The sequence below is a fragment of the Streptomyces sp. NPDC015127 genome (assembly GCF_043080095.1).
Classification (GTDB): domain Bacteria; phylum Actinomycetota; class Actinomycetes; order Streptomycetales; family Streptomycetaceae; genus Streptomyces.
Genome location: NZ_JBIBVE010000003.1, coordinates 268,996 through 294,673, shown reverse-complemented (window position 1 = coordinate 294,673; position 25,678 = coordinate 268,996). Strand labels below are relative to the sequence as shown.

Here is a 25,678-nt window from a genome sequence, read left to right as displayed (position 1 = left end):
TGCATTGGACGCATGAAAAACGGCGGCCTACCGTCGACGTATGCCTCCTGCCAGTACCAAGGCGCCCACCACCGTGGGCGCCGCCTCGCAGTCCCTTGATCTCCGACTCGCCCCCGGCGCTCCCGGCTACCGCCGCATGAGCTTCGCGCTCTTCGCCGCCGGCATGGCGACCTTCGCTCTCCTCTATTCCACGCAGGCGCTGCTGCCCGCCGTCTCCGCCGACTTCGGCGTGACCGCGAGCGCCGCCAGCTGGACGGTGTCCGCGGCGACGGGCGCGCTGGCCCTGTGTGTCCTGCCGCTCAGCACTCTGTCCGAGCGTTTCGGGCGGCGGGCGGTCATGACCGTGTCACTGGCGGTGGCGGTCGTCCTCGGTCTGCTGGTGCCGTTCGCACCGAACCTGGAGTGGCTGGTGGCGCTGCGCGCCCTGCAGGGCGCGGCGCTGGCGGGACTGCCGGCCTCGGCGATGGCCTACCTCGCGGAGGAGGTCAGGCCCAAGGCACTGGTGGCGGCGATCGGCCTGTTCGTCGCGGGCAACAGCATCGGCGGCATGAGCGGCCGCATCGTCACCGGCTGGGTCGCCCAGGTCGCGGGCTGGCGCGTCGCGCTCGCCGCGGTCGGCGTGATGGCGCTGGCGTGCGCGCTCGTCTTCCGCGTGCTGATTCCCCGGGCACGGCACTTCGCGCCCGGTTCGCTCAGCCCCCTCGCCCTGGCGAAGACGGTCCGCGGGCACCTGTCCGACCCGCTGCTGATGCGGCTGTACGCGATCGGCGCGCTGTTCATGACCGTCTTCGGCGCGGTCTACACGGTGATCGGCTACCGCCTGGTGGCGGCTCCGTTCCACCTCCCGCAGGGCGTGATCGGCTCGATCTTCCTGGTCTACCTCGTCGGCACGGTCTCGTCCGCCGCCGCGGGGAAGCTGGTCGCGCGGCTGGGCAGGCGCGGCGCGCTGTACCTCGCGGTCACCACGACGGCCGCGGGCCTGCTGCTCTCGCTCGCGGACTCGCTGGCCGCCGTGCTGCTCGGCCTGGTCCTGATCACCGCCGGCTTCTTCGCCGGCCACGCCGTCGCGTCGTCCTCGGTGAGCCGGACGGCGAAGACGGGCCGCGCCCAGGCGTCGGCGCTGTACCAGTCGGCGTACTACCTGGGCAGCAGCGCGGGCGGCACGCTCGGCGCGATCGCCTTCCACGCCGGCGGCTGGTCCGGCACGGCGGTCCTCGGTCTGCTGGCGGTGCTCGGCGTCGTGTCGATCACGCTGTACGGGACGCACGCGGCGCGGGCCCAGGAGCGGGTTCTGGTGGCGGCCGCCTAAGTCCTGTCGGGTCGATCAGGCCGGATCAGTGAGTCGGGGTCCCCCCACGCCCGCACGGCGCAGGGGGAGGGTCCGGTGCGTGCAGATGCAAGGCGGAGGTGGGCGTACCTCCCGCGCCGGAGGCTGCGGGGCAGCCTGCCAGGGCACGCGAGCCCGGCAAGATCACCCGGACAGGGCCTGGGCGCACCGCACGGTTACGCCGCGAATACGTCCCCCGTCAGTGCAACTGACACCCCCCTTCGAGTGTCTCAACCGACAGACCGTCCCAACGGGAAGGCACTCGAAGGGGAGTTGGGGGACATGAGGGGCAGAATAGGACGTACGGGAGTGGCGCTCGGGTTGACCGGCATGCTGCTCCCGCTCGGTGTGGCACTCGGCAGCGGTACCGCGCACGCCGCTTCGTGCACCACCTCGACGGGCCCGTACCAGAAGCAGGTCGAGAAGTTCCTCGGCCGCCCGGTCGACGGGCGCCAGTCGGCGGCCGACTGCAAGGCCACCCGCGCCTTCCAGGCCAAGCACGGCATCACGCCCACGATCGGCTACGCGGGCCCGATCACCTGGCGCACGATGAACACGATGCTCGCGCAGCGTGCGGCGGGGAAGAACCCGAACAAGGCGGGCAAGTGCCCGGTGAACAAGGGCCGGATCGCCTGCGTCGACCTGACGAGGCAGCTCAGCTGGATCCAGGACGGCAAGACCCTGAAGTACGGCCCCGTCCCGGTGCGCACGGGCAAGAACGGCACGGAGACCCGCACCGGCGCGAAGAAGATCTACTGGCGCAACATCAACCACTGGTCGACGCTGTACCACGTACGGATGCCGTACGCGCAGTTCTTCGACGGCGGGCAGGCCTTCCACTCCACGACGAAGTCCATGTGGAACCCGCCGGGGTCCGGTGGCTGCGTGAACATGCGCTCCGCGGACGCGAAGGCATACTGGAACCTGTTGAAGAACGGCGACGACGTCTACGTGTACGGGCGCAAGCCCGGCACCTGAGCCCGTCGGCCACACGCCCTTCCACAGTCCCACGGGAGCGGCCCGGCCGCTCCCGGATTCACCGGCTCGGACCTGACTGTCAGTGGGCTGCGGTAGCTTTCGAACCGCTGGTGCCGATGGGTGACAGGGGTGGACCCGATGAGTGACCTCGCTACACAGGATCTCGACGCACGGCTGGAGCAGCACCGCAGGGAGCTGACCGGCTTCTGCTACCGGATGCTGGGCTCGTCCTTCGAGGCGGAGGACGCGGTCCAGGACACGATGGTCCGCGCCTGGCGGAACATCGAGAAGTTCGAGGGGCGTTCGTCGCTGCGCTCCTGGCTGTACCGCATCGCGACGAACGTCTGCCTGGACATGCTCAACGCGGGCAACCGCCGCGCACGGCCGATGGACCTGACGGGTCCGACCCCGGTCGCCCAGGCCCAGCTCAACGCCCGTCCGGAGATCACCTGGCTGGAGCCGGTGCCGGACGGGCGGGTGCTGCCGTCGGTCGTGGACCCGGCGGAGACCGCTGTGGAGCGGGAGACGATCCGGCTGGCGTTCGTCGCCGCGCTGCAGCATCTGCCGCCCAAGCAGCGTGCGGTGCTGATCCTGCGCGAGGTGCTCGCCTGGAAGGCGAGCGAGGTGGCCGAGCTGCTGGGCACGACGGTGGCGTCGGTCAACAGCGCCCTTCAGCGCGCCCGCGCGACGCTCGCCGAGCAGGAGCCGACGGCCTCCGACGCGGCCGACCCGCTCGACGAGGAGCAGCAGCACCTGCTGAACCGCTATGTCGCGGCCTTCGAGGGATACGACATGAAGGCCCTGACGGCGCTGCTGCACGAGGACGCGACGATGTCCATGCCGCCGTACGACCTGTGGCTGCGCGGGCACGACGACATCGTGGGCTGGATGCTGGGCGTCGGCGAGGTCTGCCGCGGCTCGCGGCTGGTCCCGACCGTGGCGAACGGCGTCCCGGCCTTCGCGCACTACCACCCGAGCCAGGACGGCGAGGGCTACGAGCCGTGGGCCCTGATCGTGCTGGACCTGCGGGACGGCAAGGTCGGGGGGATGGACTTCTTCCTGGACACCAAGCGCTGGTTCCCGCTGTTCGACCTGCCGGCGCGGCTGGACAAGTCCGGGGCACCGGCACAGGAGGCGCCCTAGGCTGCTTCGCCCAGCTCCACCAGCTCCACCAGCCCGACGAGGTCGAGCAGGGCGACGAGCTCGGGCGGGGCGTTCCGCAGGCGTATCCGGGTGCCGTGGCGGCGGGCGGTGAGCTGGAGGCGGGCGAGAGCGTCGACGACGGCCAGCGACGTCTGGGCGAGGCCGCCGACGTCGCAGACCACCACCTCCGGCCGGCACCCCCGCGCGTCACCGCCCGCCGTCGTGCCGTCGTCCCTGAGCAGGGCGCTCAACTCTTCGCACAGGCGGGGCGCATCGCCGGGGGCGACCCTCCCGGCGATGCGCATGACGATCGGCTGCATGGCGTCCACATGAGGATGACCGGCACCGCGGCCCGAACTCATCGCTGCGCGCGCGGCTCGCGGGTGCCGGACGCTCCCCGGGCTCAGGCGATCCGGTCGAGCACGATCGGGTTCGCCGTGAACGCCGTGCCAGCGGGCGCGATGTCGTACGCGCCCTCCAGCGCCCCCAGCGCGTAGTCGAACTTCTCCGGCGTGTCCGTGTGCAGCGTCAGCAGCGGCTCGCCCGCCGTCACCGTGTCGCCCGGCTTGGCGTGCATCTCGACGCCCGCGCCCGCCTGGACCGGGTCCTCCTTGCGGGCGCGGCCCGCGCCCAGGCGCCAGGCGGCGATGCCGATGTCGTACGCGTCGAGGCGGGTCAGGACGCCCGAGGACGGGGCCGTGACGACGTGCTGCTCGCGGGCGACCGGCAGGGTGGCGTCCGGGTCGCCGCCCTGGGCCGCGATCATCCGGCGCCACACGTCCATCGCGGAGCCGTCGGCCAGCGCCTTCGCCGGGTCGGCGTCCTTGATGCCGGCCGCGTCGAGCATCTCGCGGGCGAGGGCCAGGGTGAGCTCGACGACGTCCGCGGGGCCGCCGCCGGCGAGGACCTCGACGGACTCGCGGACCTCGAGCGCGTTGCCCGCCGTGAGGCCCAGCGGCGTGGACATGTCGGTGAGCAGGGCGACGGTCCGCACTCCGCTGTCGGTGCCCAACGCGACCATGGTGGAGGCGAGTTCGCGGGCATCCTCGATGGTCTTCATGAACGCGCCGGTGCCGACCTTCACGTCCAGGACGAGCGAGCCGGTGCCCTCGGCGATCTTCTTCGACATGATCGAGGACGCGATCAGCGGGATCGCCTCGACGGTGCCGGTGACGTCCCGCAGCGCGTACAGCTTCTTGTCGGCGGGGGCGAGGCCGTCGCCGGCCGCGCAGATGACGGCGCCGGTGGTGTCGAGGACGTTCAGCATCTCCTCGTTGGACAGCAGCGCGCGCCAGCCGGGGATGGACTCCAGCTTGTCGAGCGTGCCGCCGGTGTGGCCGAGGCCGCGGCCGGACAGCTGCGGAACGGCCGCGCCGCACGCGGCGACCAGCGGCGCGAGCGGCAGCGTGATCTTGTCGCCGACGCCGCCGGTGGAGTGCTTGTCGGCGGTCGGACGGGAGAGGGAGGAGAAGTCCATGCGCTCACCGCTGGCGATCATCGCGGCGGTCCAGCGGGCGATCTCCGTGCGGTTCATGCCGTTCAGCAGGATGGCCATGGCCAGGGCCGACATCTGCTCGTCGGCGACCTCGCCGCGCGTATAGGCGTCGATCACCCAGTCGATCTGCTCGTCGCTCAGCTCGCCCCGGTCCCGCTTGGTGCGGATGACGGAGATGACGTCCATGGCATTCCTCCAGAGTCGCTCCACGCGGCAGAGTTGGCTCTACGCGCATAGAGCAAGGTTATGGGAGCGGCCCTTCCACCGGAGCGGAAGGGCCGCGGGAAACAAGGGGTTACGACAGATGGCCCGGCCCGAACGCCTGCGGAAGCATCTCCGACAGCGGCAGGACTCCCGCCGGGGTGTCCAGCAGCAGGTCCGGCCCGCCGAACTCGTACAGCAGCTGCCGGCAGCGGCCGCACGGCACGAGCAGCTCGCCCCGGCCGTCCACGCACGTGAAGTGCGTGAGCCGGCCTCCGCCCGTCGCCTGGAGCTGCGAGACGAGCCCGCACTCGGCGCACAGACCGAGCCCGTAGGAGGCATTCTCGACGTTGCAGCCCATGACGGTGCGGCCGTCGTCGACGAGGGCCGCCACCCCGACCGGGAAGCCCGAGTAGGGGGCGTACGCGCGCGACATCGCCTCACGCGCCAGCACCCGCAGGGCCTCCCAGTCGAAGGCAGCCGCGGTCACTTGCCCTGGCCCCTGCGGTAGGGCAGGCCGTCCGCCTTGGGCATCCTCAGCCGCTGCGCGGACAGCGCGAGGACGAGGAGCGTGGCGACGTACGGAGCGGCGTCGACGAACTGGCTGGGCAGCTCGTCGGTCAGCGCGTACCAGGTGAACAGCAGCGCCGAGACCGCGGCCGAGATCACGGCCTGGAGGTACTTCTTCTTGTACAGCTGCCAGACCACGACGAGCAGCAGCAGGATCGCCAGCAGCAGCAGCATCGCGTGGACGTTCACCGCGCCGCCGCGCAGCTTGAGGCTGTCGGTGAAGCCGAACAGGCCGGCGCCGAGCGCCATTCCGCCGGGCATCCAGTTGCCGAAGATCATGGCGGCGAGACCGATGTAGCCGCGGCCGCCGGTCTGGCCCTCCTGGTAGATGCCGGTGGAGACGATCGCGAGGAACGCACCGCCGAGCCCGGCGAGCCCGCCGGAGACGACGACGGCGATGTACTTGTACTTGTAGACGTTGACGCCGAGCGACTCGGCGGCGACCGGGTTCTCACCGCAAGAGCGCAGGCGCAGGCCGAACGCGGTGCGCCACAGCACCCACCAGGTGCCGGGGACGAGCAGGATCGCCACGACGGTCAGCCACGACAGGTTGGTGATCAGACCGCCCAGCACGCCGGCGAGGTCGGAGACGAAGAACCAGTGCTTGCCCTGGATGTCGGCCAGCCAGTCGGAGAGCCCCGGGATGGTGATCCGGTCGATCGCCTCGATCCGCGGGGACTGCTTGGAGGAGCCGCCCTCGGCCTTGTCGAAGGTGAAGTTCGACAGGTAGCGGGTGAGGCCGGTGGCCAGGATGGTGATGGCGACACCGGAGACGATGTGGTTGACGTTGAACGTCACCGTCATCACCGCGTGCAGCAGGCCGCCGAGCGCGCCGCCCGCGATGCCGAGCAGCACGCCGGTCCACGGACCCCACTGGTAGCCGGCCCAGGCGCCGAACCAGGTGCCGAGGATCATCATGCCTTCGAGACCGATGTTGACCACGCCGGCCCGCTCCGCCCACAGGCCGCCGAGGCCGGCGAGACCGATGGGCACGGCGAGCTGGAGGGCGCCGGAGATCTGTCCGACGGAGGTGAGGTCGTCGGCGCCGCTGACCGTGCGGACCAGCGAGAACAGCAGCAGGCCGCCCGCGATGATCAGCAGGATGACGGGCAGGGACAGCTTGCGGCGGCCGCCGCCCTTCTTGGGCGCGGTGCTCGCCATCGAGACCGTGCTGGTGCTCTCCGTCATGCTGTCCTGCCTTCGTTCGCTTCTCCGCCCACTCGGCGCGCCGGTGCGGGCATCGTCGTCATCTGCGGGCCGGTGGCCTCGTGTGTGTCGCTCACACCGCCACCTCCTTGTTCTCACGGGCCTGGGCGGCGAGTTCCTCGCCGACCTTCTGCTGCTGCCGGCGCAGCCCGTACTGGCGGACGAGTTCGTAGGACACGACGACCGCGATCACGATCAGGCCCTGCATGATCGTGGCGATCTCCTTCTCGTAGCCCTCGAGGCCGAGGCCCTCGGCCGTCTTGTCCAGGAAGGCGACGAGCAGGGCGGCGAAGAAGATGCCGATCGGGTTGTTGCGGCCGAGCAGCGCGATGGTGATGCCGGTGAAGCCGACGCCGACCGGGAAGCTGAGGCTGTACGTGTGGGTCTGGCCCAGCAGCATCGGCATGCCCGCGAGGCCCGCGACCGCGCCGGAGATCAGCATCGCGGTGAGGATCATCCGCTTGGAGTCGACACCGCTCGCCTGGGCGGCGGACTGGCTGGCACCGGTGGCGCGCAGGTCGAAGCCGAAGCGGGTGCGGTTGAGGACGAACCAGTAGACGATGCCGAGCGCGAAGGCGACGAAGGTGAAGCCGTAGATGAATCCGCCCTGGCCCATGTCCAGGCCGGGGAACCAGCCGGACTCGGCGATCTCACCGGTCGTCAGGTCGTTGGATCCCGGCGGCTGCACGCCGAGGTTCCTCGGCAGGATCATCCAGGCGATCAGGCTGGTGGCGATGGCGTTCAGCATGATCGTGGAGACGACCTCGCTGACGCCCCGGGTCGTCTTCAGGACGCCCGCGATACCGGCCCAGAACGCGCCGACCGCCATGGCGACGAGCACGATCAGCAGGATGTGCAGCGGCCCGGGCAGCTCGACAGCGGCACCGACGACCGCCGACAGCATCACGGCGAGGCGGTACTGGCCGTCGACACCGATGTTGAACAGGTTCATCCGGAAGCCGATGGCGACGGCGAGGGCGGCCAGGTAGTAGATGCCGGTCTGATTGATGATCAGCACCTGGACGTCGGTGAACTCGAGCTGCTCCACCATGAGCGCGTACGGCTCGAAGGGGCTGCGGTCCGAGAGGATCAGCACCACGGAGGTGAGCAGGAAGGCCACGACCAGCGCGAGCACCGGGCCGGCCAGGCCCAGGATCAGCCGGTCCTTGTCGAACTTCTTCATCGGCCCTCACCGTTCTCAGGCTGCTGGGGTGCTTCGAGGTGGCCGGTGGCGGCGCCGGTCATGGCCGAGCCCAGCTCCTCGGGGGTGATCGTGGCGGGGTCGGCGTCCGCGACCAGGCGGCCGCGATACATCACCCGCAGGGTGTCGGAGAGCCCGATCAGCTCGTCCAGGTCGGCGGAGATCAGCAGGACAGCCAGGCCCTCGCGGCGCGCCTCGCGGATCTGGTCCCAGATCTGCGCCTGCGCGCCGACGTCCACACCGCGGGTGGGGTGGGCGGCGATGAGCAGCTTGGGCGCGTGGCTCATCTCGCGGCCGACGATCAGCTTCTGCTGGTTGCCGCCGGACAGGGAGGCGGCGGTGACCTCGATGCCGGGCGTGCGCACGTCGTACTCGCGGACGATGCGCTCGGTGTCCTTGCGGGCCGCCTTGAGGTCGAGCAGGCCCTTCCTGCTGTTGGGCGCCTCGGTGACATGGCCGAGGATGCGGTTCTCCCACAGCGGGGACTCCAGCAGCAGTCCGTGCCGGTGGCGGTCCTCGGGGATGTAGCCGATGCCGCCCTCGCGCCGCTTGCGGGTGGGCGCATGGGAGATGTCGGTGGAGTCGAGGGTGATGACGCCGCCGTCGGGGATGCGCAGACCGATCAGGGCTTCGATGAGCTCGGTCTGGCCGTTGCCCTCGACGCCGGCGATGCCCATGACCTCACCCTTGTGGATGGTGAAGCCGATGCCGTCGAGAACCTCGCGGACGACGCCGTCGGGGTCCGTCTCGGTGAGCCGCAGTCCGTCGACCGTGAGCATCGGGACGTCGGTGACCGTCGACTCGCGGGTCTCCGGCGAGGGCAGCTCGGTGCCGACCATCAGCTCGGCGAGCTGCTTGGTCGTGGTGGTCTTCGGGTCGGCGGTGCCGACGGTGGTGCCGCGGCGGATCACGGTGATCTCGTCAGCGACCGACAGCACCTCGCCCAGCTTGTGCGAGATGAAGATGACGGTCAGGCCCTCGGCCTTGAGCTCGCGCAGGTTGGCGAAGAGCGCGTCGACCTCCTGGGGCACGAGCACGGCCGTCGGCTCGTCGAGGATCAGGGTGCGGGCGCCGCGGTAGAGGACCTTGAGGATCTCCACGCGCTGGCGGTCGGCGACGCCGAGCTGTTCGACGAGGACGTCGGGGCGCACGCCGAGGCCGTAGGCGTCGGAGATCTCCTGGATCTTCTTGCGGGCGCGGGAGCCGATGCCGTACAGCTTCTCGCCGCCGAGGACGACGTTCTCCAGCACGGTGAGGTTGTCGGCCAGCATGAAGTGCTGGTGGACCATGCCGATGCCGCGCGCGATGGCGTCGGCGGGGCTGGAGAAGGTGACCTGGTCGCCGTCGACGGTGATGGAGCCCTCGTCGGGCTTCTGCATGCCGTAGAGGATCTTCATCAGCGTCGACTTGCCGGCACCGTTCTCACCGACGAGGGCGTGCACGGTGCCCTTGCGGACGGTGATGTCGATGTCGTGGTTGGCTACGACGCCGGGGAAGCGCTTGGTGATGCCGCGCAGTTCTACGGCAGCAGCCATCGGCAATGACTGACTGGACGCGTTGATGACGCACTCTCCTTGGGCGGGAAAGGGAGCCGGCAGGTCGGGGCGGGCGGCTGCTGGCGGGCAGGCGGGAAGGGCGGAGATCGGCGGGCAGGGGTGGGTGCGAAGTTATCGCGCCGAGGAGGGTTCTACGCGCGTAGCGATCCCGAATGGAGAAAACCGGTGGCCATAACTCGGTCCGGGGCCCGCGAGGGTGCGGGTCCCGGACCGAGTCCGTACGGGGGACCGGGTGGGCCCGGGCGCGTTACGGAGCCGTCTTGACCTTGATCGTGCCGGCGGTGATGTCGGCCTTGGCCTTGTCGACCGCGGCGATGACGTCGGTCATCTTCGTGAACGCCGGGTTGGACCGGGCCAGCGCGACGCCGTCGTCCTGGAGGCCGTAGCGGATCTCACCGGTCTGCGGCTTGCCGTCCTTGACCGACTTGATCAGGTTGAACACGGCACCGGAGACGTTCTTGGTCACCGAGGTCAGGATCTGGTCCTTGTAGGCGGCCAGGCCCTTCTGGTTGAACTGGTCCGAGTCGACGCCGATGGCCCACTTCTTCGCCTTGGCGGTCGCCTCGATGGAACCCGCACCGGCGAGACCGGCGGCCGCGTAGATCACGTCGGCGCCCGCGTCGAGCTGGCCCTCCGCGGCGGCCTTGCCGAGGTCCGGCTTCGAGAAGCCACCGAAGTCCGGCGGCTGCGTCAGGTACTGGACCTTGACGTTGACGTTCTTGTCGGTGTCCTTGACGCCCTGGACGAAGCCCGCCTCGAACTTCTTGATCAGCGGGGTCTCGACACCGCCGACGAAGCCGACCGTCTTGGACTTGGTCACCTTGGCGGCGGCGACGCCGGCCAGATAGGAGCCCTGCTCCTCGTTGAAGACGAGGTTGGCGATGTTCGGGCCGGTCTTCGAGGTGTCGTCGATGAGGCCGAAGGTCGTCTTCGGGAACTTCGGAGCCACCTCGGCGATGGCCGGGGCGTAGGCGAAGCCGACGCCGATCACCGGGTTGTTGCCGGCGCGGGCCAGGGCGGTGAGGCGCTGGACCTTGTCGGGGTCGCCCTCGCCCTCGCTGGGCTCCTGCTCGGTGCCCTGGATGTCGAGTTCCTTCTCGGCCTTCTCCAGACCGGCGAACGCGGCGTCGTTGAAGGACTGGTCGCCGCGGCCACCGATGTCGTAGGCGATGGCGGCCTTGCCGCCCTTGTCGTCCGAGCCTGCCTCGGACGACGTCTCGCTGCCACACGCGGTGGCAGACAGTGCGAGAGCCGCGGACGCGATGCCCACGGTGGCGATCCTGGTGATCCGGCGCACTGGGGGGCTCCTTAAAACCTGACCGAAAGCGCCACTTCCGGCGCTGGGTTCGCGGCGATCGTAACGCGCGTAGATGTCAGTTAAAGACCCGTTCATCAGTCGTTATCGGATCGTCGCGAACAAGCCACGCACCCAGTACGGCGTGCCGGGACGGGCGCCTGCGCCTCCGCGCCCCGGCGTGTCGCCGCCGGACGCCCGGCCGGACACCCGTGCGATGCCTGGTCCGGGCAGGTGGCTCAGGGGGTCCGCAGGCCCTCCAGCAGGGCCGCGGCGGTGAACAGCTCGACGCCGGCGGTGATGGCCTCCTCGTCGACGTCGAAGTCCCCGCGGTGCAGGTCACGACGGGTGGTGTCGCCCGGGGTCCGCACACCGAGACGGACCATCGCGCCCGGCACGTGCTCCAGGTACCAGGAGAAGTCCTCGCCGCCGAGGCTCTGCTCGGTGTCCTCGATCGCATACGATCCGCGCCGCGCGGCGTGCGCGGCGTGCAGCAGCTCGGTGACGGCCGGGTCGTTGACGACGGGCGGCACTCCGCGGATGTAGTCGATCTGCGACTTGGCCCGGTGCAGGGTGGCGACCTCGTCGATCGCGGCGTGCACCAGGTCGGGGGCGGCGCGCCAGCCGGCCAGGTCCAGGCAGCGGACGGTGCCGGAGAGCTCGGCGTGCTGCGGGATGACGTTGGGCGCGTGACCTGCCGTGATACGGCCCCAGGTGACGGCGAGGCCGGAGCGGGAGTCGACGCGCCGGGAGAGCAGGGCCGGGACCTCGATGGCGAGCTTCGCCGCGGCGGTGACCATGTCCGTCGTCAGATGCGGCCGGGCGGTGTGCCCGCCGGGGCCGTCGAGCGCGACCTCGATCCGGTCGCAGGCCGAGGTGATCGGGCCGGGCCGCAGACCGATGGAGCCGGCGTCGACCCGGGGGTCGCAGTGAACCGCGATGATCTTGCCGACGCCGTCGAGCACACCGCATTCGATCGCGTCGGCCGCGCCGCCGGGGAGCACCTCCTCGGCGGGCTGGAAGAGCAGCCGCACCGGCTGCGTCAGCAGGCCCTGCCGGTCGAGCTCGGCGAGCACCAGTCCGGCGCCGAGGACCGTGGTGGTGTGCACGTCGTGACCGCAGGCGTGGGCGCGGTCGGGCACGGTGGAGCGGTACGGGACCCCGCTCTTGGTGTCGGGGATCGGGAGGGCGTCGATGTCGGCGCGGATCGCGAACAGCGGCCGCCCGGGGGCGGAGGCCGTGCCGATGTCGCAGACGAGCCCGGTGCCCATGGAGAGGACCCGCGGCTTCAGGCCGGCCCGCTCCAGGCGGTCCTTGATCGCCGCGGTGGTACGGAACTCCTGGTTCCCGAGCTCGGGGTGCATGTGGAGGTCGCGCCGGAAGGCGACGAGCTCCGTACGCAGCGGCTCGGTCAGCCTGCCGGGCAGTACGGCGTCGCCCGGCAGCGCACCCATGGAGGGCGCTGCGTCTGCGCCGGGCGTCTCGGCTTCTTCGGACTCGCGGGACATCAACTGGTTCACCCAGTGAAGGGTATGCCCCTCACGGCCCCAACTGCCGTGCGATCAACAAAAGATCAGCCTCATAGGGGAAGAAAACCTGGTACGAGGCGCATAGTCGATTGTCGTTGTGGGTAAACTCACTCGCCCTTTTTGTCAGGTCGGCTCTGCTCGCGGACCCCGGTCCCGCCCCTTCAAGCGGGCGCCGCCAGCCGGTGCACATCCCGGGCCGTGCCCGTGACGACCGCCAGGAATCCCTGGGCGCGCGGCGATGCGCTCTCCTTCAGCCACTCCGGCGCGATGTCGCAGACCGCCACCTTGATCCCCGTGCCCGCGAGGGCCAGCGGAAGGGTGTGGACGACCGTCGAAGGAAAACTCAGCACCGTTGAGCCTATCGGGCCCCTGCGGGCGATCAGCTCCAGCGGCAGGTCGGGTCGTACCACCGCGAGGCCCGTCTCGGCGGCGAGCCGGTGCAGCTTGTCGGAGCTCTCCCTGCGGTGGGCGAAGTAGCGGGTGGCGCCGTGGGCGCGGGCGAGCGTCGCGACCGCCTCCAGGTACTGCTCCAGGTCCACCACGCCCGTCTCGACCAGCGAGGTCCCGACCAGGTCGGCGCCCCGGGTGAGCGTCGGGGGCCCGAAGCGCTCCCGCGTCCAGGCGAAGTCGTTCGGCGTGACGGTGATCCCCGGCGACGGCTCCACGGGCATCGAGGTGAAGACCTCGACGGCACGGGTGCGGGACGGGGCCAGCCTGCGCCGGGCCATGAACGTCACCGGTGCGAGCACCAGCTCGCGCGGGCCGCGGCGGCCACCGCGCCGGTGCCAGCGCACCAGCTGCTCCCCGCGGGTGACCTGCGCGACGAACTCCATGGTCGCCGTGCCGTCGTCGACCACGGTCAGGTGCTTGCCGCCGACGAGCGTCAGCAGCAGCTGGACGTAGCGGGAGAACGGGTCCCCGATGACGATCCGCTCGGCGCGGCGCAGTATCGGGCCGAGCTCGCGGATGGTCCGCAGGGGTGCGCCGGCCCCACCGCGCGCCTCCTGCCAGCGGACGGTGTACCCCTCGCCGCGTGCCAGCTCCGCCATGCGGCGCAGCTGGCCCCGCGACATGGGGTCGGTGGGCGACAGGACGACCACGGTGAGGTCGGCGGCCGGGGTCCGGGCGGCGTGGGCCCACTCCAGGACGTTCAGAAGCTGGACCGGGCTCTCGACGAACGCGAGATTCACTGGGGTTTCACCTCGTGATGCCGGATCGGCGTGCCCGGCGGGGCCGGGGTCTGGATGGATACGCCCGCCGCGCACCCGGCCGGGCCGGCCGGGTGCGCACGGCGCGTACGTGACCGCGTCGGCGCGGCGGGCCCGCCGGGCGCGGACGCCCGCGCCCGGTGCGGCGCTGCGGCAGGGGCCGGCCCCCGGGACGGGGCCGGGGCCGGGGTGTCAGACCGCGGCCGGCTCACGGTCGTCCGCCTCGGCCACGACGCCCGCCACGCGGCGCAGCTTCTTCATCGGGCCGAGCTCGCTCTCGTAGACCTTCTTGACGCCGTCGCCGAGCGACTCCTCCACCACGCGGATGTCGCGGACGAGGCGGGTGAGGCCCTGCGGCTCCACGGAGGCGGCCTGGTCGGAGCCCCACATGGCGCGGTCGAGGGTGATGTGGCGCTCGATGAAGGCGGCGCCCAGGGCGACGGCGGCGAGGGTGGTCTGCAGACCGGTCTCGTGGCCGGAGTAGCCGATCGGCACGTTCGGGTACTCGGCCTGCAGCGTGTTGATGACGCGCAGGTTGAGCTCCTCGGCCTTCGCCGGGTACGTCGAGGTGGCGTGGCAGAGCAGGATGTTGTCGCTGCCCAGGACCTCGACGGCGTGGCGGATCTGCTTCGGGGTGGACATGCCCGTCGACAGGATGATCGTGCGGCCGGTGGCGCGCAGGGCGCGCAGCAGCTCGTCGTCGGTGAGCGAGGCGGACGCGACCTTGTGCGCCGGGACGTCGAACTTCTCCAGGAAGGCGACGGCCTCGGTGTCCCACGGGGAGGCGAACCAGTCGATGCCGCGCTTCTTGCAGTGCTCGTCGATCGCGCGGTACTCGTCCTCGCCGAACTCGACGCGGTGGCGGTAGTCGATGTACGTCATACGGCCCCAGGGGGTGTCGCGCTCGATGTCCCACTGGTCGCGCGGGGTGCAGATCTCCGGCGTGCGCTTCTGGAACTTGACCGCGTCGCAGCCCGCGTCGGCGGCCGCGTCGATCAGCTTGAACGCGTTCTCCAGGTCACCGTTGTGGTTGATGCCGATCTCGCCGGTGACGTAGACGGGGCGGCCGGGGCCGGCGGTCTTGCTGCCGAGGGTGCGCAGGCGGGTGGTGCTCATGGGGGGTCTTTCCTTACTTCTCGGGGGACAGGGGGGTGGTTTCAGGGGTGTTGAGGTGCGGGCCGAGGAGCCAGGCGGCGATCTCGCGGATCGCGCCCTCCCCGCCGGGCGTGGCAGTGACGGCACGCGCGGCGGCCCGTACGGAGTCGTGCGCGCTCGCGACGGCCACGGGCCAGCCGACGAGGTGGAAGCACGGGAGGTCGTTGACGTCGTTGCCGACGTAGAGCACGCGCTCGGGCGCGATCCCCTTTTCCTCGCACCACTGCTTGAGGGCGAGGTCCTTGCGGTCGATGCCGTGCAGGACGGGGACCTGCAGCTTGCGGGCGCGGGCGGCGACGACCGGGTTCTGCTCGGTGGACAGGATCAGGAGCTCCAGTCCGGCCCTGCGCAGGTGGGCGACGCCGAGGCCGTCCCCGCGGTGGACGGCGACGATCTCGCGGCCGTCCGCGTCGATGAGGACCCGGTCGTCGGTCTGGGTCCCGTCGAAGTCCAGGACGACCGCGTCGACGTCCTCGCGTGCGGGCAGGGCGGCGGCGTCCAGCAGGGGCGCGAGCGCCCGGGCGCGGGCCAGGTCGTGCGGGTCGTCGACCTCCAGGACGCGGGCGGGGTCGGTGCGCACGAGTGCGGTGCGTCCGAAGAACCGGTGCCCGGCCTCGCGGAAGCCGGCGGCGTTCATCGCGTACGCGGCGCCGGTCTCCAGAAAGTCCTGGGGACGGTCCTGGCGGCGGGGCCGGAAGGAGGCGTCGTGGTTGACGCCGTAGCCGGAGCCGGTGGCCGTGGCGGTGTCGACAAGGACGGCGGTGGAGCCGACGGCCTGTGCCACGGAGGGGTCCGCCGCGTCGGCGGGCTCGCTCTCGCGCCACACGAAGCCGTGGAAGGGGGCGACGGTCACCGCACTGTCCGCCCCGTCCTCGACGACCGCGCGGGCGACGCCCTCGATGTCCTCGCGGGCGATGAACGGGCTGGTGCACTGCACGAGCAGCACCACGTCGACGCCGTCGCCGTGCACGGCCTCGTGCGCGTCCATGGCGTGCAGGACGGCGGACTCGCTGGTGGCGGTGTCACCGGCGATGGCGGCGGGCCTCAGCACGACCTCGGCGCCCGCGCTGCGCGCGGCGGCGGCGATGTCGGCGTCGTCGGTCGAGACGGCGACGTGCGTGACCAGCGGTGCGTCGAGGCAGGCACGCACAGCACGCGCGACGAGCGGCACACCGGCGACGGGCGCCAGGTTCTTGGCCGGCACGCCCTTCGATCCGCCCCGGGCGGGGATCACGGCGAGAACGGTCATCGGGGCTCCTGAACAGTACGAGTGCGGTCCGACCCCGAACGGGGCCACGTGCGGTCCGCGGGCGCTGGGCGGACGGTCCTGGGGCGGGCCGCCCCCTGGACGGCGGTGGGGGTCACAGGTCGCCCATTCGGCGGATCATCGGGGCCACGCGCTGGACGCCGTGGCGGTACGCGCCGCGTGCGGCCTCGCGGACCGCGTCGCGGACCACCCGGCGCAGGCCCGTGGCCTCCGCCTTCGGGGCCGCGCCGGGCAGCGCCGTGCCGTCGGGGGCGAGGTGGTGGCGGGCGAGGATGTTCGGCAGGTAGCCCGGTGCCGTGCTCGGCGTGTAGTACGGCGCGATCGGGCCGGGCCGGTCGGCGAGCAGCTTCGCGACCCGCGCACGCGCCTCGTCGAAGGCGCTCTCGTACGAGCCTTCGGCGGCGACGCCCTGCCGGGCCAGCCACTCGGCATCGGGCACCGGACGGTGACCGGCGTCGAGCCGGTCCCAGGACGTCAGCAGGCCGGAGCCGAGGAAGTGGTGGTTGCCCAGCACCTCGCGCACCCCGAGGTCGCTGAGGACCGCGGTGGGGATGCGGCGGTGAAGGGACTCGAGCGCGGCGGTCGAGGAGACCGTGACGAGCAGGTCGGTGCGGTCCAGGACCTCGCCCATGTTCCCGTACACGAGACGGAAGTTGGGCGGCAGTCCGCCGGGCAGCCGGTCCGCCAGCCTCTGGTACGGCAGCTCCTCCAGGTGCGTGGTGTGCTCGCCCGGCTTGGACCGGAGCTTCAGCAGCACCTCGCGCCGCGGGTGCAGTCGCGCGTGCTCGACGAGGCGGCGCAGCAGGTACGTACGGTCGGCGCGGCTCTCGGGCACGGAGGGCTGCGCGGCGAAGACGACGGTGTCGCGGCCCTCCTCCGGCTGGTACGGCGCGCCGCCGAGGAAGGGCAGCGCGGCCTCGGTGACGGCCGAGGCGTCGGCGCCGACCCCCTCGTACACGGCGCGGAAACGGTCCGCGTCGTGGCGGGAGTTGGCGAGGACGACATCGGCGCCGTGGCGCAGCAGCAGCCCGTCGGCGAGCTTCTCGTAGACGACGCCGACGTAGCCGGTGACGACGACGGGCCGGCGCGGGAGTCCCAGTGCGGCGAGGCCGTGCAGCATGGCCTGCACGCCGCCGCCGACGAGTGCGAGGACGACGATGTCGTACGGCCCGTCCTCGACCGCCCGCAGGAACTCGTTCCCCGTCACCTCGCGCATCGCGTCGGCGTGCACGCCCACCTCGGCGAGCTGACGGGCCGTCGGGGTGGCCCGGCCGCGCAGCAGGAAGCCGCTCAGCTCCACTGAGGTGCTCGGGGCGATGCGGTGCGCGGTGAGCGCACCCCATTTCCACCGGGTGTCGGAGTCGGCGAGTACGGCTACCCGTACGGCCTCACTGGTACGTGTTGGCACGTCGAGGACGCTAGGAAGGCATTTCGTTTCACGGCCCAACTCAACTGCAACAACGGGTTAACAGAGCGCCTACGAACGGGGCGAAGACCCCGGAATCGAGCCGGTTAACAAACTCGACGCTCTGCGTTCACCTTCCATCCCTCCGACAGTCGATACGAATGCCGCGCAGCGACCTAGCGTCGCGCAGGTGGTTAAGCTCTCCGTCATCGTGCCGTTCTACAACGTGCAGACATACGCCCCGGACACACTCAAAAGCCTGCAGGCGAACGCCCGCGAGGACTTCGAGTTCCTTCTCGTCGACGACTGCTCGACGGATGGAACTCCGGAGATCCTGGAGCGGGCGGAGCGCTCGGTTCCGGGCGCGGTCCTGATCAGACATGAGCAGAACGGCGGGCTCGCCACCGCCCGCAACACGGGTCTGGACGCCGCGCGCGGTGAGTACATCACCTTCCTCGACGGCGACGACTGGCTCGCGCCCGGGCACTTCGAGGCGCTGCTCGCCGCCCACGAGAGCCTCGGCGTCGACTTCGTCCGCACGGACCACGTCCAGTGCACGGCCCGCGAACGCAAGGTGCACCGGGCACCCGTCGGCCGGCGCGGCGAGGTCCTGCGGCCGCGCGACTGGATCCTGCCCGCCGACCGCTCCACCGGCGTCGACTACCCCTACGCATGGGCCGGGATGTACCACCGCAGGCTCGCCGACCAGGGGCTGCTGCACTTCACGCACGGGCTGCGCACCGCGGAGGACCGGCCGTGGATCTGGCGGCTGCACCGCGAGGCGGAGACGTTCGCGACCATCAGCCGGCTCGGAATCTTCTACCGGCGCGGAGTGGCTTCTTCCCTGACGCAGATCGGCGACATCCGGCAGCTCGATTTCATCAAGGCATTCGACCAGGTGCTCCAGGAAACGGCGAATGACCCGGAGGCCGACCGCCTTCTTCCCAAGGCCGTCCGTACATATTGTGCCGTCATTTCCCACCACTTGGGATCGATCGAAAGGTTCGAGCCCGCCGTGGCAAGGAAATTGCGCACCATGAGTGCCGCCGCCCTGAAGCGCATGCCGCAGGACGTTCTGGGCGAGGCTCTCGACTCGATGGACATCGAGCGCGCCTCCCGGCTCCGCCGGGTGCGCCGCCGCCCCGCCCCCCTCACCGTGGAGGCGGCGGCCTGATGCCCACCACCCAGATCTTCTACGCGTCCTCCCTGTACGGAGCGGCGACCGTGGCCGCCGCGATCGACAGCGGCTGCTTCGCCACCGCGAACCGGCGGCTCCTGCTCGTCGCGAACAACGCGACGACACCCGAGACCACGCCGTCGCTGGACGAGATGGCCGGCTTCGAGCGGCTGCGCGGCCGCTTCGACGGGGTGCTGTCGTGGAACGAGGCCATCGCCCCCTTCCACCCCGGCGGCTGGTCGCCGCGCCAGGACGACATCCCTCTGTGGGAGAGGTACCTGCGGCAGCTGTGGGACCTCGGCGACGACCGCATCGAGCTGGCCGTCGAGTCGATCCAGGTCGCGCCCGCGCTGGCGATCGCCCAGCTCTTCCCGGACGCCGCGCTCGACGTGTACGCGGACGGGCTGATGAGCTACGGCCCCACCCGCAACAAGATCGACCCGTTGGTCGGCGAGCGCGTGCGGCGGCTGTTCCACCTGGACCTGGTGCCGGGTCTGAAGCCCCTTCTGCTGGCCGAGTACGGGGCCGAGCCGCAGCTCGTGCCGACCGAGGCGTTCGTCAAGATCGTCGCGGAACTGTCGGACGTCGTCCCCGAGGCCGTCCCCGGTGTCGGGGAGGGACCGGCGCTGCTTCTGGGCCAGTACCTGGCGGCGCTCGGCATCATCACGCCCGCGGAGGAGGAGGCGCAGCACCTGCGCATGCTGAAGGCCGTGGTCGGACTGGGCCACCGGAACGTCGTGTTCAAACCGCACCCGACGGCCCCCGCGTCCTGGACGCGGACGCTGGAGCGCGAGGCGGAGTCGCTGGGTGTCGAGCTCACCGTCGTGGACCGGCCGCTGCTCGCCGAGGTGCTCTACCGGCAGCTGCGGCCCGGCCTGGTCGCGGGCTGCTTTTCGACGGCGCTGTTCACGGCGGCCACGTTCTACGGCATCCCGGTCGCCCGGCTCGGCACGGAGCCGCTGCTTGACCGGCTCACGCCGTACCAGAACAGCAACCGGGTGCCGCTTACCGTCGTCGATGCGCTGGTCCCGGACCTCGCGGAGGGCGAGGCGGGCGCGCCGGCCGCGGCGGACGAACGGCTCACGGGGCTGCTGAGCGCGGTGGGCTTCGCGATGCAGCCGCAGATCAGGCCGGACCTGCGGCCGGCGGCGGAACGCTTCCTCAGCACGGCGCGCGACACGTCGACCATGCGCTACTTCAAGCGCCGCCGCCTGACGGTTCTGGGCCTGCCGGGCGGCGTCCCGGTCCCGCGCCACGCGGCGGTCCGCCGCGTGGTCCGCCGCGCGCGCCGGTTGAAGCGGGCCCTGACCTGACACGCCTGTTGGGGCTCCGCGCCAAGCCCCGCGCCTCAAACGCCGGCGGGGCTGGATTTTCCAGCCCGTCCGGGGCCCCTGCCGGCCCGCGTCACGCGCTGCTGAGCGACAGCTTCACCGCGAAGCCCAGGAACAGCGCGCCGGCCGCAGACGTCGCGCCGGCCGAGAGGCGCCTGCGGCGGCGGAAGGCCGCGGCCAGGCGCGTGCCGCCGAAGATCAGGGTCGTCAGGTACAGGAAGCTGCTGAGCTGGAGCAGGCTGCCCAGGACCAGGAAGGACACGGCCGGGTACGCGTACGACGGGTCGACGAACTGCACGAAGAAGGAGATCAGGAAGAGGATCGCCTTCGGGTTGAACAGGCTGATGATCAGCGCGCGGCGGTACGGGTTCTCCCCCGCGGCCGCCGTGCCCGCCGGCTCCTCGGCGCCTGCCTCGCCGCGCGCACGCCACATCGCCCAGGCCGCCCGCAGCATGCCGAACGCCATCCAGGTCAGATAGCCGGCGCCCGCGTACTTCACGATCATGAACAGCAGCGGAGTGGTCTGGAGCAGCGAGGCCGCGCCGAGCGCGGCGAGCGTCATGAGGATGGCGTCGCCGGTGAAGACTCCGGCGGCGGCCTTGTACCCGGTCCGGGTGCCCTTGCGGGCGGCGACGGACAGCACGTACAGCGAGTTCGGCCCCGGCAGAAGGATGATGAGGACGAGGCCCACGAGGTAGGTCGGCAGATCGGTGACACCCAGCATGAGGCGGAGTGTCGCACGAGGGTGCGACACTCCGCCTCGGCATTTCGTATGCCGGAAGATCAGAAGGCGTCGGTGGGGACGTACGTGCCCCAGACCTCCCGCAGCGCGTTGCACACCTCGCCCACCGTGGCGCGGGCCTTGAGCGCGTCCTTCATCGGGTAGAGCACGTTGTCCGTACCCTCGGCGGCCTTCTTCAGCGCGGCGAGCGCCTCGTCCACCGCCTGCTGGTCGCGCTCGGCGCGCAGCCTCGCGAGCCGCTCCGCCTGCTGGGCCTCGATCGCGGGGTCGACGCGCAGCGGCTCGTAGGGCTCCTCGGCGTCGAGCGTGAAGCGGTTGACGCCGACGACGACGCGCTCGCCCGAGTCGGTCTCCTGAGCGATGCGGTAGGCGCTGCGCTCGATCTCGTTCTTCTGGAAGCCGTGCTCGATGGCGTTGACCGCGCCGCCCAGGTCCTCGACGCGCTGCATCAGGGCCACGGCCGCCGCTTCGACGTCGTCCGTCATCTTCTCGACCACGTAGGAACCGGCGAACGGGTCGACGGTGGCCGTCACGTCCGTCTCGTACGCGAGGACCTGCTGGGTGCGCAGCGCGAGGCGGGCGCTCTTGTCGGTCGGCAGGGCGATGGCCTCGTCGAAGGAGTTGGTGTGCAGCGACTGCGTCCCGCCGAGGACCGCCGCGAGGCCCTGTACGGCGACGCGCACCAGGTTCACCTCCGGCTGCTGGGCGGTGAGCTGCACCCCGGCCGTCTGCGTGTGGAAGCGCAGCATCAGCGACTTCGGGTCCTTCGCGCCGAACTCCTCCTTCATCACCCGGGCCCAGATGCGGCGGGCGGCACGGAACTTGGCGACCTCTTCGAGGATCGTGGTCCGCGCGACGAAGAAGAACGACAGGCGGGGCGCGAAGTCGTCGACGTCCATGCCGGCGGCGACCGCGGTACGGACGTACTCGATGCCGTCGGCGAGGGTGAACGCGATCTCCTGCGCGGGCGAGGCACCGGCCTCCGCCATGTGGTACCCGGAGATCGAGATGGTGTTCCACCGCGGGATCTCGGTCCTGCAGTACTTGAAGATGTCGGCGATCAGCCGCAGCGAGGGCTTGGGCGGGAAGATGTACGTGCCGCGGGCGATGTACTCCTTGAGCACGTCGTTCTGGATCGTGCCGGTCAGCTTGTCCGCCGGAACGCCCTGCTCCTCGCCCACCAGTTGGTAGAGGAGGAGAAGGAGCGCGGCAGGGGCGTTGATGGTCATCGACGTGGAGACCTTGTCCAGCGGGATCCCGCCGAACAGCACGCGCATGTCGTCGATCGAGTCGATCGCGACGCCGACCTTGCCGACCTCGCCGTGCGCGAGGGGGGCGTCGGAGTCGTGGCCCATCTGGGTCGGCAGGTCGAAGGCGACGGACAGGCCCATCGTGCCGTGGGCGATGAGCTCCTTGTACCGGGCGTTGGACTCGACGGCCGTGCCGAAGCCCGCGTACTGGCGCATGGTCCAGGGCCGGCCGGTGTACATCGTCGGGTACACGCCGCGCGTGAAGGGGTACGCGCCGGGCTCGCCCAGTTTTTCGGCCGGGTCCCAGCCCGCCAGGTCCTCCGGCCCGTAGACCGGTTCGATGGGCAGTCCCGACTCGGACTCGCGCGCCATGTGACTGTGCCTCCCGCTAGAACTTCGGACCGGAATCCCGGAGCTACTGACTGGTAACGACCCTCGCGACGGACTGTAGCGGTGAGCGTGCGACGGGGTGGAGGGCCGCGCGCTGGGACCTTGCTCACAGCCCCTTCGTGTCGACCTCGTCCCCCAACTGTTACCCCCATGATGCGCGGGATCGCGCAACCGGGCGGGGAGGGAATCTGTCTCACCAGGCACAAGGACAAAGAGGGCGATCATGCTCAGGGGGGCGATCATGTTCAGAAGAGACGTGGCGGTCAGAACGCTGGCCGCGGCGGCCGCGATGACCGTGGCCGTGGTGACGGCCGGCTGCACGGCACAGGCCGCGACCAAGGAGCCGCGGGCCACGGCCACGCCGAGCGCGGCACCCACGACCACCACGCCGACGCCGTCGGCACCGGCCGAGCCGTCCGAGAAGCCGTCGGCGTCGCCCGCCACCTCCGCTCCCGCGCCGAGGATCCTCATGGCTCCCGGCGCGAAGGGCGAGCAGGTACGCGAACTGCAGGCCAGGCTGGCGCAGATCGGCTGGTTCGACGACAAGCCCACCGGCACGTACGGTCCGCTCACCACGACCGCCGTCAAGGGCTTCCAGGGCAAGCGCGGCCTGCCCGCCACCGGCAGCACGGACGAGGTCACCTGGCAGAAGCTGCTCGGCATGACGACGAAGCCGACCCGTGACGAGCTGGACGGCAAGGAGGTCGAGAAGCCGAAGGCGAAGCCGGACCCGCGGTGCATGACGGGCCGCGTGATGTGCATCAGCAAGACCACGCGCACGCTGTCGTGGATGATCGACGGCAAGGTCCTGTCGACGATGGACGTCCGCTTCGGCTCGCAGTACACGCCGACCCGCGAGGGCACGTTCAACGTGGGCTGGAAGTCCCGTGACCACGTCTCGACGATCTACCACACGCCCATGCCGTACGCGATGTTCTTCAGCGGTGGCCAGGCGGTCCACTACTCGTCCGACTTCGCGGCCCGCGGCTACAACGGCGCCTCGCACGGCTGTGTCAACGTGCGGGACAAGGGGAAGATCGCGGCGCTGTTCGACCAGGTGCGCACGGGCGACAAGGTCGTCATCTACTGGTGAGGTGCCTCGCGAGGGCGAGGGCGAGGGCTTCGGGCGGGGGGCTTCGGGCCGGAGAGCCGGGGGCTTTGAGCCGGGGCTTCGGGCCGGAGCAGAGAGGGCGCGGGCGGGACCGGGGGAACGTGTCCCGCCCGCGCCATGTGCGCTGAGCCGTAGGTACGGGGGGAACCCCGGCTCTTCGCGCGGCCGATGACCAGTCGGCTCACTTCTTACTGCGCCACCGGCCGAAAAAACGTCACACCACGTTCAGCCGGGCAGAAATTCGCAGGTCAGAGGATGTTCGTGGGCCGGCTCAACGAGGCAGGCCCGCTCGCCGAAGCGGTCGGGGCCACGGTGACCACCGAGTCCTGCGGGACGAGCGTCCAGGAGATGGGCGGGACCTCGACGGGGTCGGCGTCGTCGGAGCCGGCGCCGCCGGAGTCCTCGCCGCCCGCGTCACGCTCGCCTTCGCCCTTGCCGTCTCCGCCGCCGGAGCCGTCGCCGTTGCTGTCGCCGCTGCCCTTGCCGCCGCCGGTGGCCCGCTCGGGGCCGAGCAGCCGGTCGCAGAACCGCTTCACGCCGTCCGCACCGTTCGCCAGCTCGTCCAGGCGCTCCTTGCGCTCCGGGGCGATGGTGCCGTTGCGATAGTCCTTGCACGCCTCGACCGACGTGCGCCGCAGCTCGGCGTCCCGGCCCCCGCCCGCGCCGGGCGTCGCCTGGCTGCCGTCCGTACCGCCGGTGCTCGCCGTGCCGTCCGGGCCGGAGGGCGAGCCGGAGGGGTCACCGCTGAGCGACGGAGGCGCCGGGGGCGTGCCGGCGCCCGGGGACGTGGACGCGCCGCCGGTGGCCCCCTGTGTCTCGGACGTCAGGGGGCCGGGGGTCTGGGCCACCGAGACGGATGACTCGGGCAGCGGGTGCTCGTCGCCGCCGAAGGGAGCGGGCAGGACGCCCGTACCGGCCGCGACCGCCACCCCGCCGAGCGCGAACGCGGCCACCGCCGCGGCGAGCCCGAAGCGCACGGGGCGGCCGAAGCGCAGCCCGAAGGCCGGCACGGCGGGCCGGGTCAGGCGTGCCGTGCCGAAGAGGTCACCCGCGGGTGCCGCCGCATCGGCTCTGGCCTTGCGGAACGCGGCCATGGCGGCCGCCTCGCCGGGCAGCTCGCCGTCGTCGTAGCGATATCCGGGACCGGCGGCGCCGTCCAGGACCTCGAAGAGCCGTGCGGCCTGCGTACGGGCGTGTTCGTCGGTGGCCTCGACAGGCTCACCGCGCAGCAGCTGCTCCGCCGCGTCCCTGTCAAGCCACTCGTACCGCTCGTCGGCCATCACATGTCCTTCTGCGTCCGCGAGCGGGAATGCGTCACACCGGCCGGCGTCGTCGCGCCGCGCCGGCGGCCGCGCTGCGGGGGCACTCCGTCGAGTTCCGGAGCGGGTTCTTCCTCCCCCGCGGGCGTCGGAAGGCCGTCGGCCACCTGCGGCTTCGTCCCGTCGTCGGCGAAGTGGCCGCCCTCGTGGAGCAGTTCGGCAAGCCGCTTCAGCCCGCGGTGCGCCGCGGTGCGTACGGCGCCGGGGCGCTTGCCGAGCGTCTGCGCGGCGCTCTTCGCGTCGAGCCCGACGACGACCCTCAGGACGACGGCCTCGGCCTGGTCCTGCGGCAGCTGCGCGATCAGCGCCATGGTGCTGTTGGTCGTGATCGACTCCATGGCCTCGGCGACGGTGTCGGACTCGGCGGGCTTGCCCGTCAGCTCGGTCTCGTCCCCGCCGACGGCGGGCCGGCGGCCGCGCATCCGGATGTGGTCGAGCGCGCGGTTGCGGGCGATGCGCGCGGCCCAGCCCCGGAACCGGTCGGCGTCACCGCTGAAGCGGTCGAGATCGCGCGCGATCTGCAGCCACGCCTCGGACGCGACGTCCTCGGAGTCCATCTCGCCCACGAGCGTGCGCACATAGCCGATCAACCGCGGGTGCACGGCGCGGTACACAGTCCGGAAGGCACCTTCGTCCCCGTCCTGAGCCGCGAGCACCGCGGCGGTCAACTCCGCGTCGTCCCCCAGCACTACCTCAACCTGTCTGAATCGCAGCTGGTCACCACTGCCGCGCCACCCTGCGCGAACCAGCACGCTACGTCGTCGTCCGGGTGCACGTCCATGCCTAGTACAAGCGGCAACAACCTAACAATGCAGCGCGGTGT

General features: G+C 71.3%; 22 protein-coding genes. 6 read left to right on the top strand and 16 right to left on the bottom strand.

Features of this window, described 5'->3' with window-relative positions; translation table 11 throughout:
- Positions 1-40: 40 nt before the first annotated feature.
- The 3 genes from ACF08N_RS07580 (at position 41) to ACF08N_RS07570 (ending at position 3,448) form a co-directional block, all read left to right on the top strand.
- Positions 41-1,309: an MFS transporter gene (locus ACF08N_RS07580; protein ID WP_392323646.1), complete on the top strand. Its 1,269-nt coding sequence runs from the start codon at positions 41-43 to the stop codon at positions 1,307-1,309.
- A 348-nt stretch (positions 1,310-1,657) separates the two neighbouring features.
- Positions 1,658-2,305, top strand: coding sequence for a L,D-transpeptidase family protein (locus ACF08N_RS07575; RefSeq protein ID WP_392323912.1), 648 nt, complete (start codon positions 1,658-1,660; stop codon positions 2,303-2,305).
- Positions 2,306-2,443: 138 nt separating this feature from the next.
- Entirely contained in the window at positions 2,444-3,448 is a 1,005-nt protein-coding gene (locus ACF08N_RS07570) for a sigma-70 family RNA polymerase sigma factor (protein WP_392323645.1), read from the top strand.
- Here ACF08N_RS07570 and ACF08N_RS07565 read toward each other — a convergent pair.
- From ACF08N_RS07565 to ACF08N_RS07510, 12 genes are all read right to left on the bottom strand, one after another.
- Positions 3,445-3,768: an STAS domain-containing protein gene (locus tag ACF08N_RS07565; protein WP_392323644.1), complete on the bottom strand. Its 324-nt coding sequence runs from the start codon at positions 3,766-3,768 to the stop codon at positions 3,445-3,447. The genes ACF08N_RS07570 and ACF08N_RS07565 overlap by 4 nt on opposite strands.
- 83 nt (positions 3,769-3,851) lie before the next feature.
- Positions 3,852-5,129, bottom strand: a complete 1,278-nt coding sequence (locus tag ACF08N_RS07560; RefSeq protein ID WP_392323643.1) for a thymidine phosphorylase — start codon at positions 5,127-5,129, stop codon at positions 3,852-3,854.
- Positions 5,130-5,238: 109 nt separating this feature from the next.
- Complete coding sequence (locus tag ACF08N_RS07555; RefSeq protein WP_392323642.1) at positions 5,239-5,634, bottom strand: cytidine deaminase; 396 nt, start codon at positions 5,632-5,634, stop codon at positions 5,239-5,241.
- Complete coding sequence (locus tag ACF08N_RS07550; protein WP_392323641.1) at positions 5,631-6,902, bottom strand: ABC transporter permease; 1,272 nt, start codon at positions 6,900-6,902, stop codon at positions 5,631-5,633. The genes ACF08N_RS07555 and ACF08N_RS07550 overlap by 4 nt, the downstream gene beginning before the upstream one ends.
- Before the next feature lie 91 nt (positions 6,903-6,993).
- Positions 6,994-8,103, bottom strand: coding sequence for an ABC transporter permease (locus ACF08N_RS07545; protein WP_392323640.1), 1,110 nt, complete (start codon positions 8,101-8,103; stop codon positions 6,994-6,996).
- Positions 8,100-9,656 (bottom strand): ABC transporter ATP-binding protein, encoded by a 1,557-nt coding sequence (locus ACF08N_RS07540; RefSeq protein ID WP_392323639.1) that lies wholly within the window; start codon positions 9,654-9,656, stop codon positions 8,100-8,102. Before ACF08N_RS07540 ends, ACF08N_RS07545 begins: the two co-directional genes overlap by 4 nt.
- Before the next feature lie 268 nt (positions 9,657-9,924).
- A complete protein-coding gene (locus ACF08N_RS07535) occupies positions 9,925-10,974 on the bottom strand; it encodes a BMP family protein (protein WP_392323638.1) in 1,050 nt (349 codons plus the stop codon).
- 236 nt (positions 10,975-11,210) lie between these two features.
- The gene (locus tag ACF08N_RS07530) at positions 11,211-12,479 is read right to left on the bottom strand and encodes an amidohydrolase (RefSeq protein WP_392323911.1); all 1,269 of its coding nucleotides are present in this window, start codon (positions 12,477-12,479) and stop codon (positions 11,211-11,213) included.
- Positions 12,480-12,661: 182 nt separating this feature from the next.
- On the bottom strand, positions 12,662-13,690 hold the full coding sequence (locus ACF08N_RS07525) for a hypothetical protein (RefSeq protein ID WP_392323637.1): 1,029 nt from the start codon (positions 13,688-13,690) through the stop codon (positions 12,662-12,664).
- Between the two features lie 210 nt (positions 13,691-13,900).
- A complete protein-coding gene (locus ACF08N_RS07520; protein WP_392323636.1) occupies positions 13,901-14,824 on the bottom strand; it encodes an N-acetylneuraminate synthase family protein in 924 nt (307 codons plus the stop codon).
- Positions 14,825-14,837: 13 nt separating this feature from the next.
- On the bottom strand, positions 14,838-16,112 hold the full coding sequence (locus tag ACF08N_RS07515; RefSeq protein WP_392323635.1) for a cytidylyltransferase domain-containing protein: 1,275 nt from the start codon (positions 16,110-16,112) through the stop codon (positions 14,838-14,840).
- 112 nt (positions 16,113-16,224) lie between these two features.
- Entirely contained in the window at positions 16,225-17,538 is a 1,314-nt protein-coding gene (locus ACF08N_RS07510) for a DUF6716 putative glycosyltransferase (protein WP_392323634.1), read from the bottom strand.
- Positions 17,539-17,725: 187 nt separating this feature from the next.
- On the opposite strand from ACF08N_RS07510, the gene ACF08N_RS07505 reads away from it, so the two are divergent.
- Both ACF08N_RS07505 and ACF08N_RS07500 read left to right on the top strand, forming a co-directional pair.
- Entirely contained in the window at positions 17,726-18,709 is a 984-nt protein-coding gene (locus tag ACF08N_RS07505) for a glycosyltransferase family 2 protein (RefSeq protein WP_392323633.1), read from the top strand.
- Positions 18,709-20,025, top strand: a complete 1,317-nt coding sequence (locus tag ACF08N_RS07500) for a polysialyltransferase family glycosyltransferase (RefSeq protein WP_392323632.1) — start codon at positions 18,709-18,711, stop codon at positions 20,023-20,025. The genes ACF08N_RS07505 and ACF08N_RS07500 overlap by 1 nt, the downstream gene beginning before the upstream one ends.
- A 91-nt stretch (positions 20,026-20,116) precedes the next feature.
- Here ACF08N_RS07500 and leuE read toward each other — a convergent pair whose 3' ends face one another.
- Together leuE and ACF08N_RS07490 are read right to left on the bottom strand one after the other, a co-directional pair.
- A complete protein-coding gene (leuE, locus tag ACF08N_RS07495; protein ID WP_392323631.1) occupies positions 20,117-20,767 on the bottom strand; it encodes a leucine efflux protein LeuE in 651 nt (216 codons plus the stop codon).
- 59 nt (positions 20,768-20,826) lie between these two features.
- Complete coding sequence (locus tag ACF08N_RS07490) at positions 20,827-22,407, bottom strand: methylmalonyl-CoA mutase (RefSeq protein WP_392323630.1); 1,581 nt, start codon at positions 22,405-22,407, stop codon at positions 20,827-20,829.
- Positions 22,408-22,666: 259 nt separating this feature from the next.
- Between ACF08N_RS07490 and ACF08N_RS07485 the strand changes: the two genes are divergently transcribed.
- A complete protein-coding gene (locus ACF08N_RS07485; RefSeq protein WP_392323629.1) occupies positions 22,667-23,518 on the top strand; it encodes a L,D-transpeptidase family protein in 852 nt (283 codons plus the stop codon).
- Positions 23,519-23,784: 266 nt separating this feature from the next.
- Here ACF08N_RS07485 and ACF08N_RS07480 read toward each other — a convergent pair whose 3' ends face one another.
- On the bottom strand, positions 23,785-24,816 hold the full coding sequence (locus ACF08N_RS07480) for a hypothetical protein (RefSeq protein WP_392323628.1): 1,032 nt from the start codon (positions 24,814-24,816) through the stop codon (positions 23,785-23,787).
- A complete protein-coding gene (locus ACF08N_RS07475; RefSeq protein WP_392323627.1) occupies positions 24,816-25,544 on the bottom strand; it encodes an RNA polymerase sigma factor in 729 nt (242 codons plus the stop codon). The genes ACF08N_RS07480 and ACF08N_RS07475 overlap by 1 nt, the downstream gene beginning before the upstream one ends.
- Between the last annotated feature and the right edge of the window lie 134 nt (positions 25,545-25,678).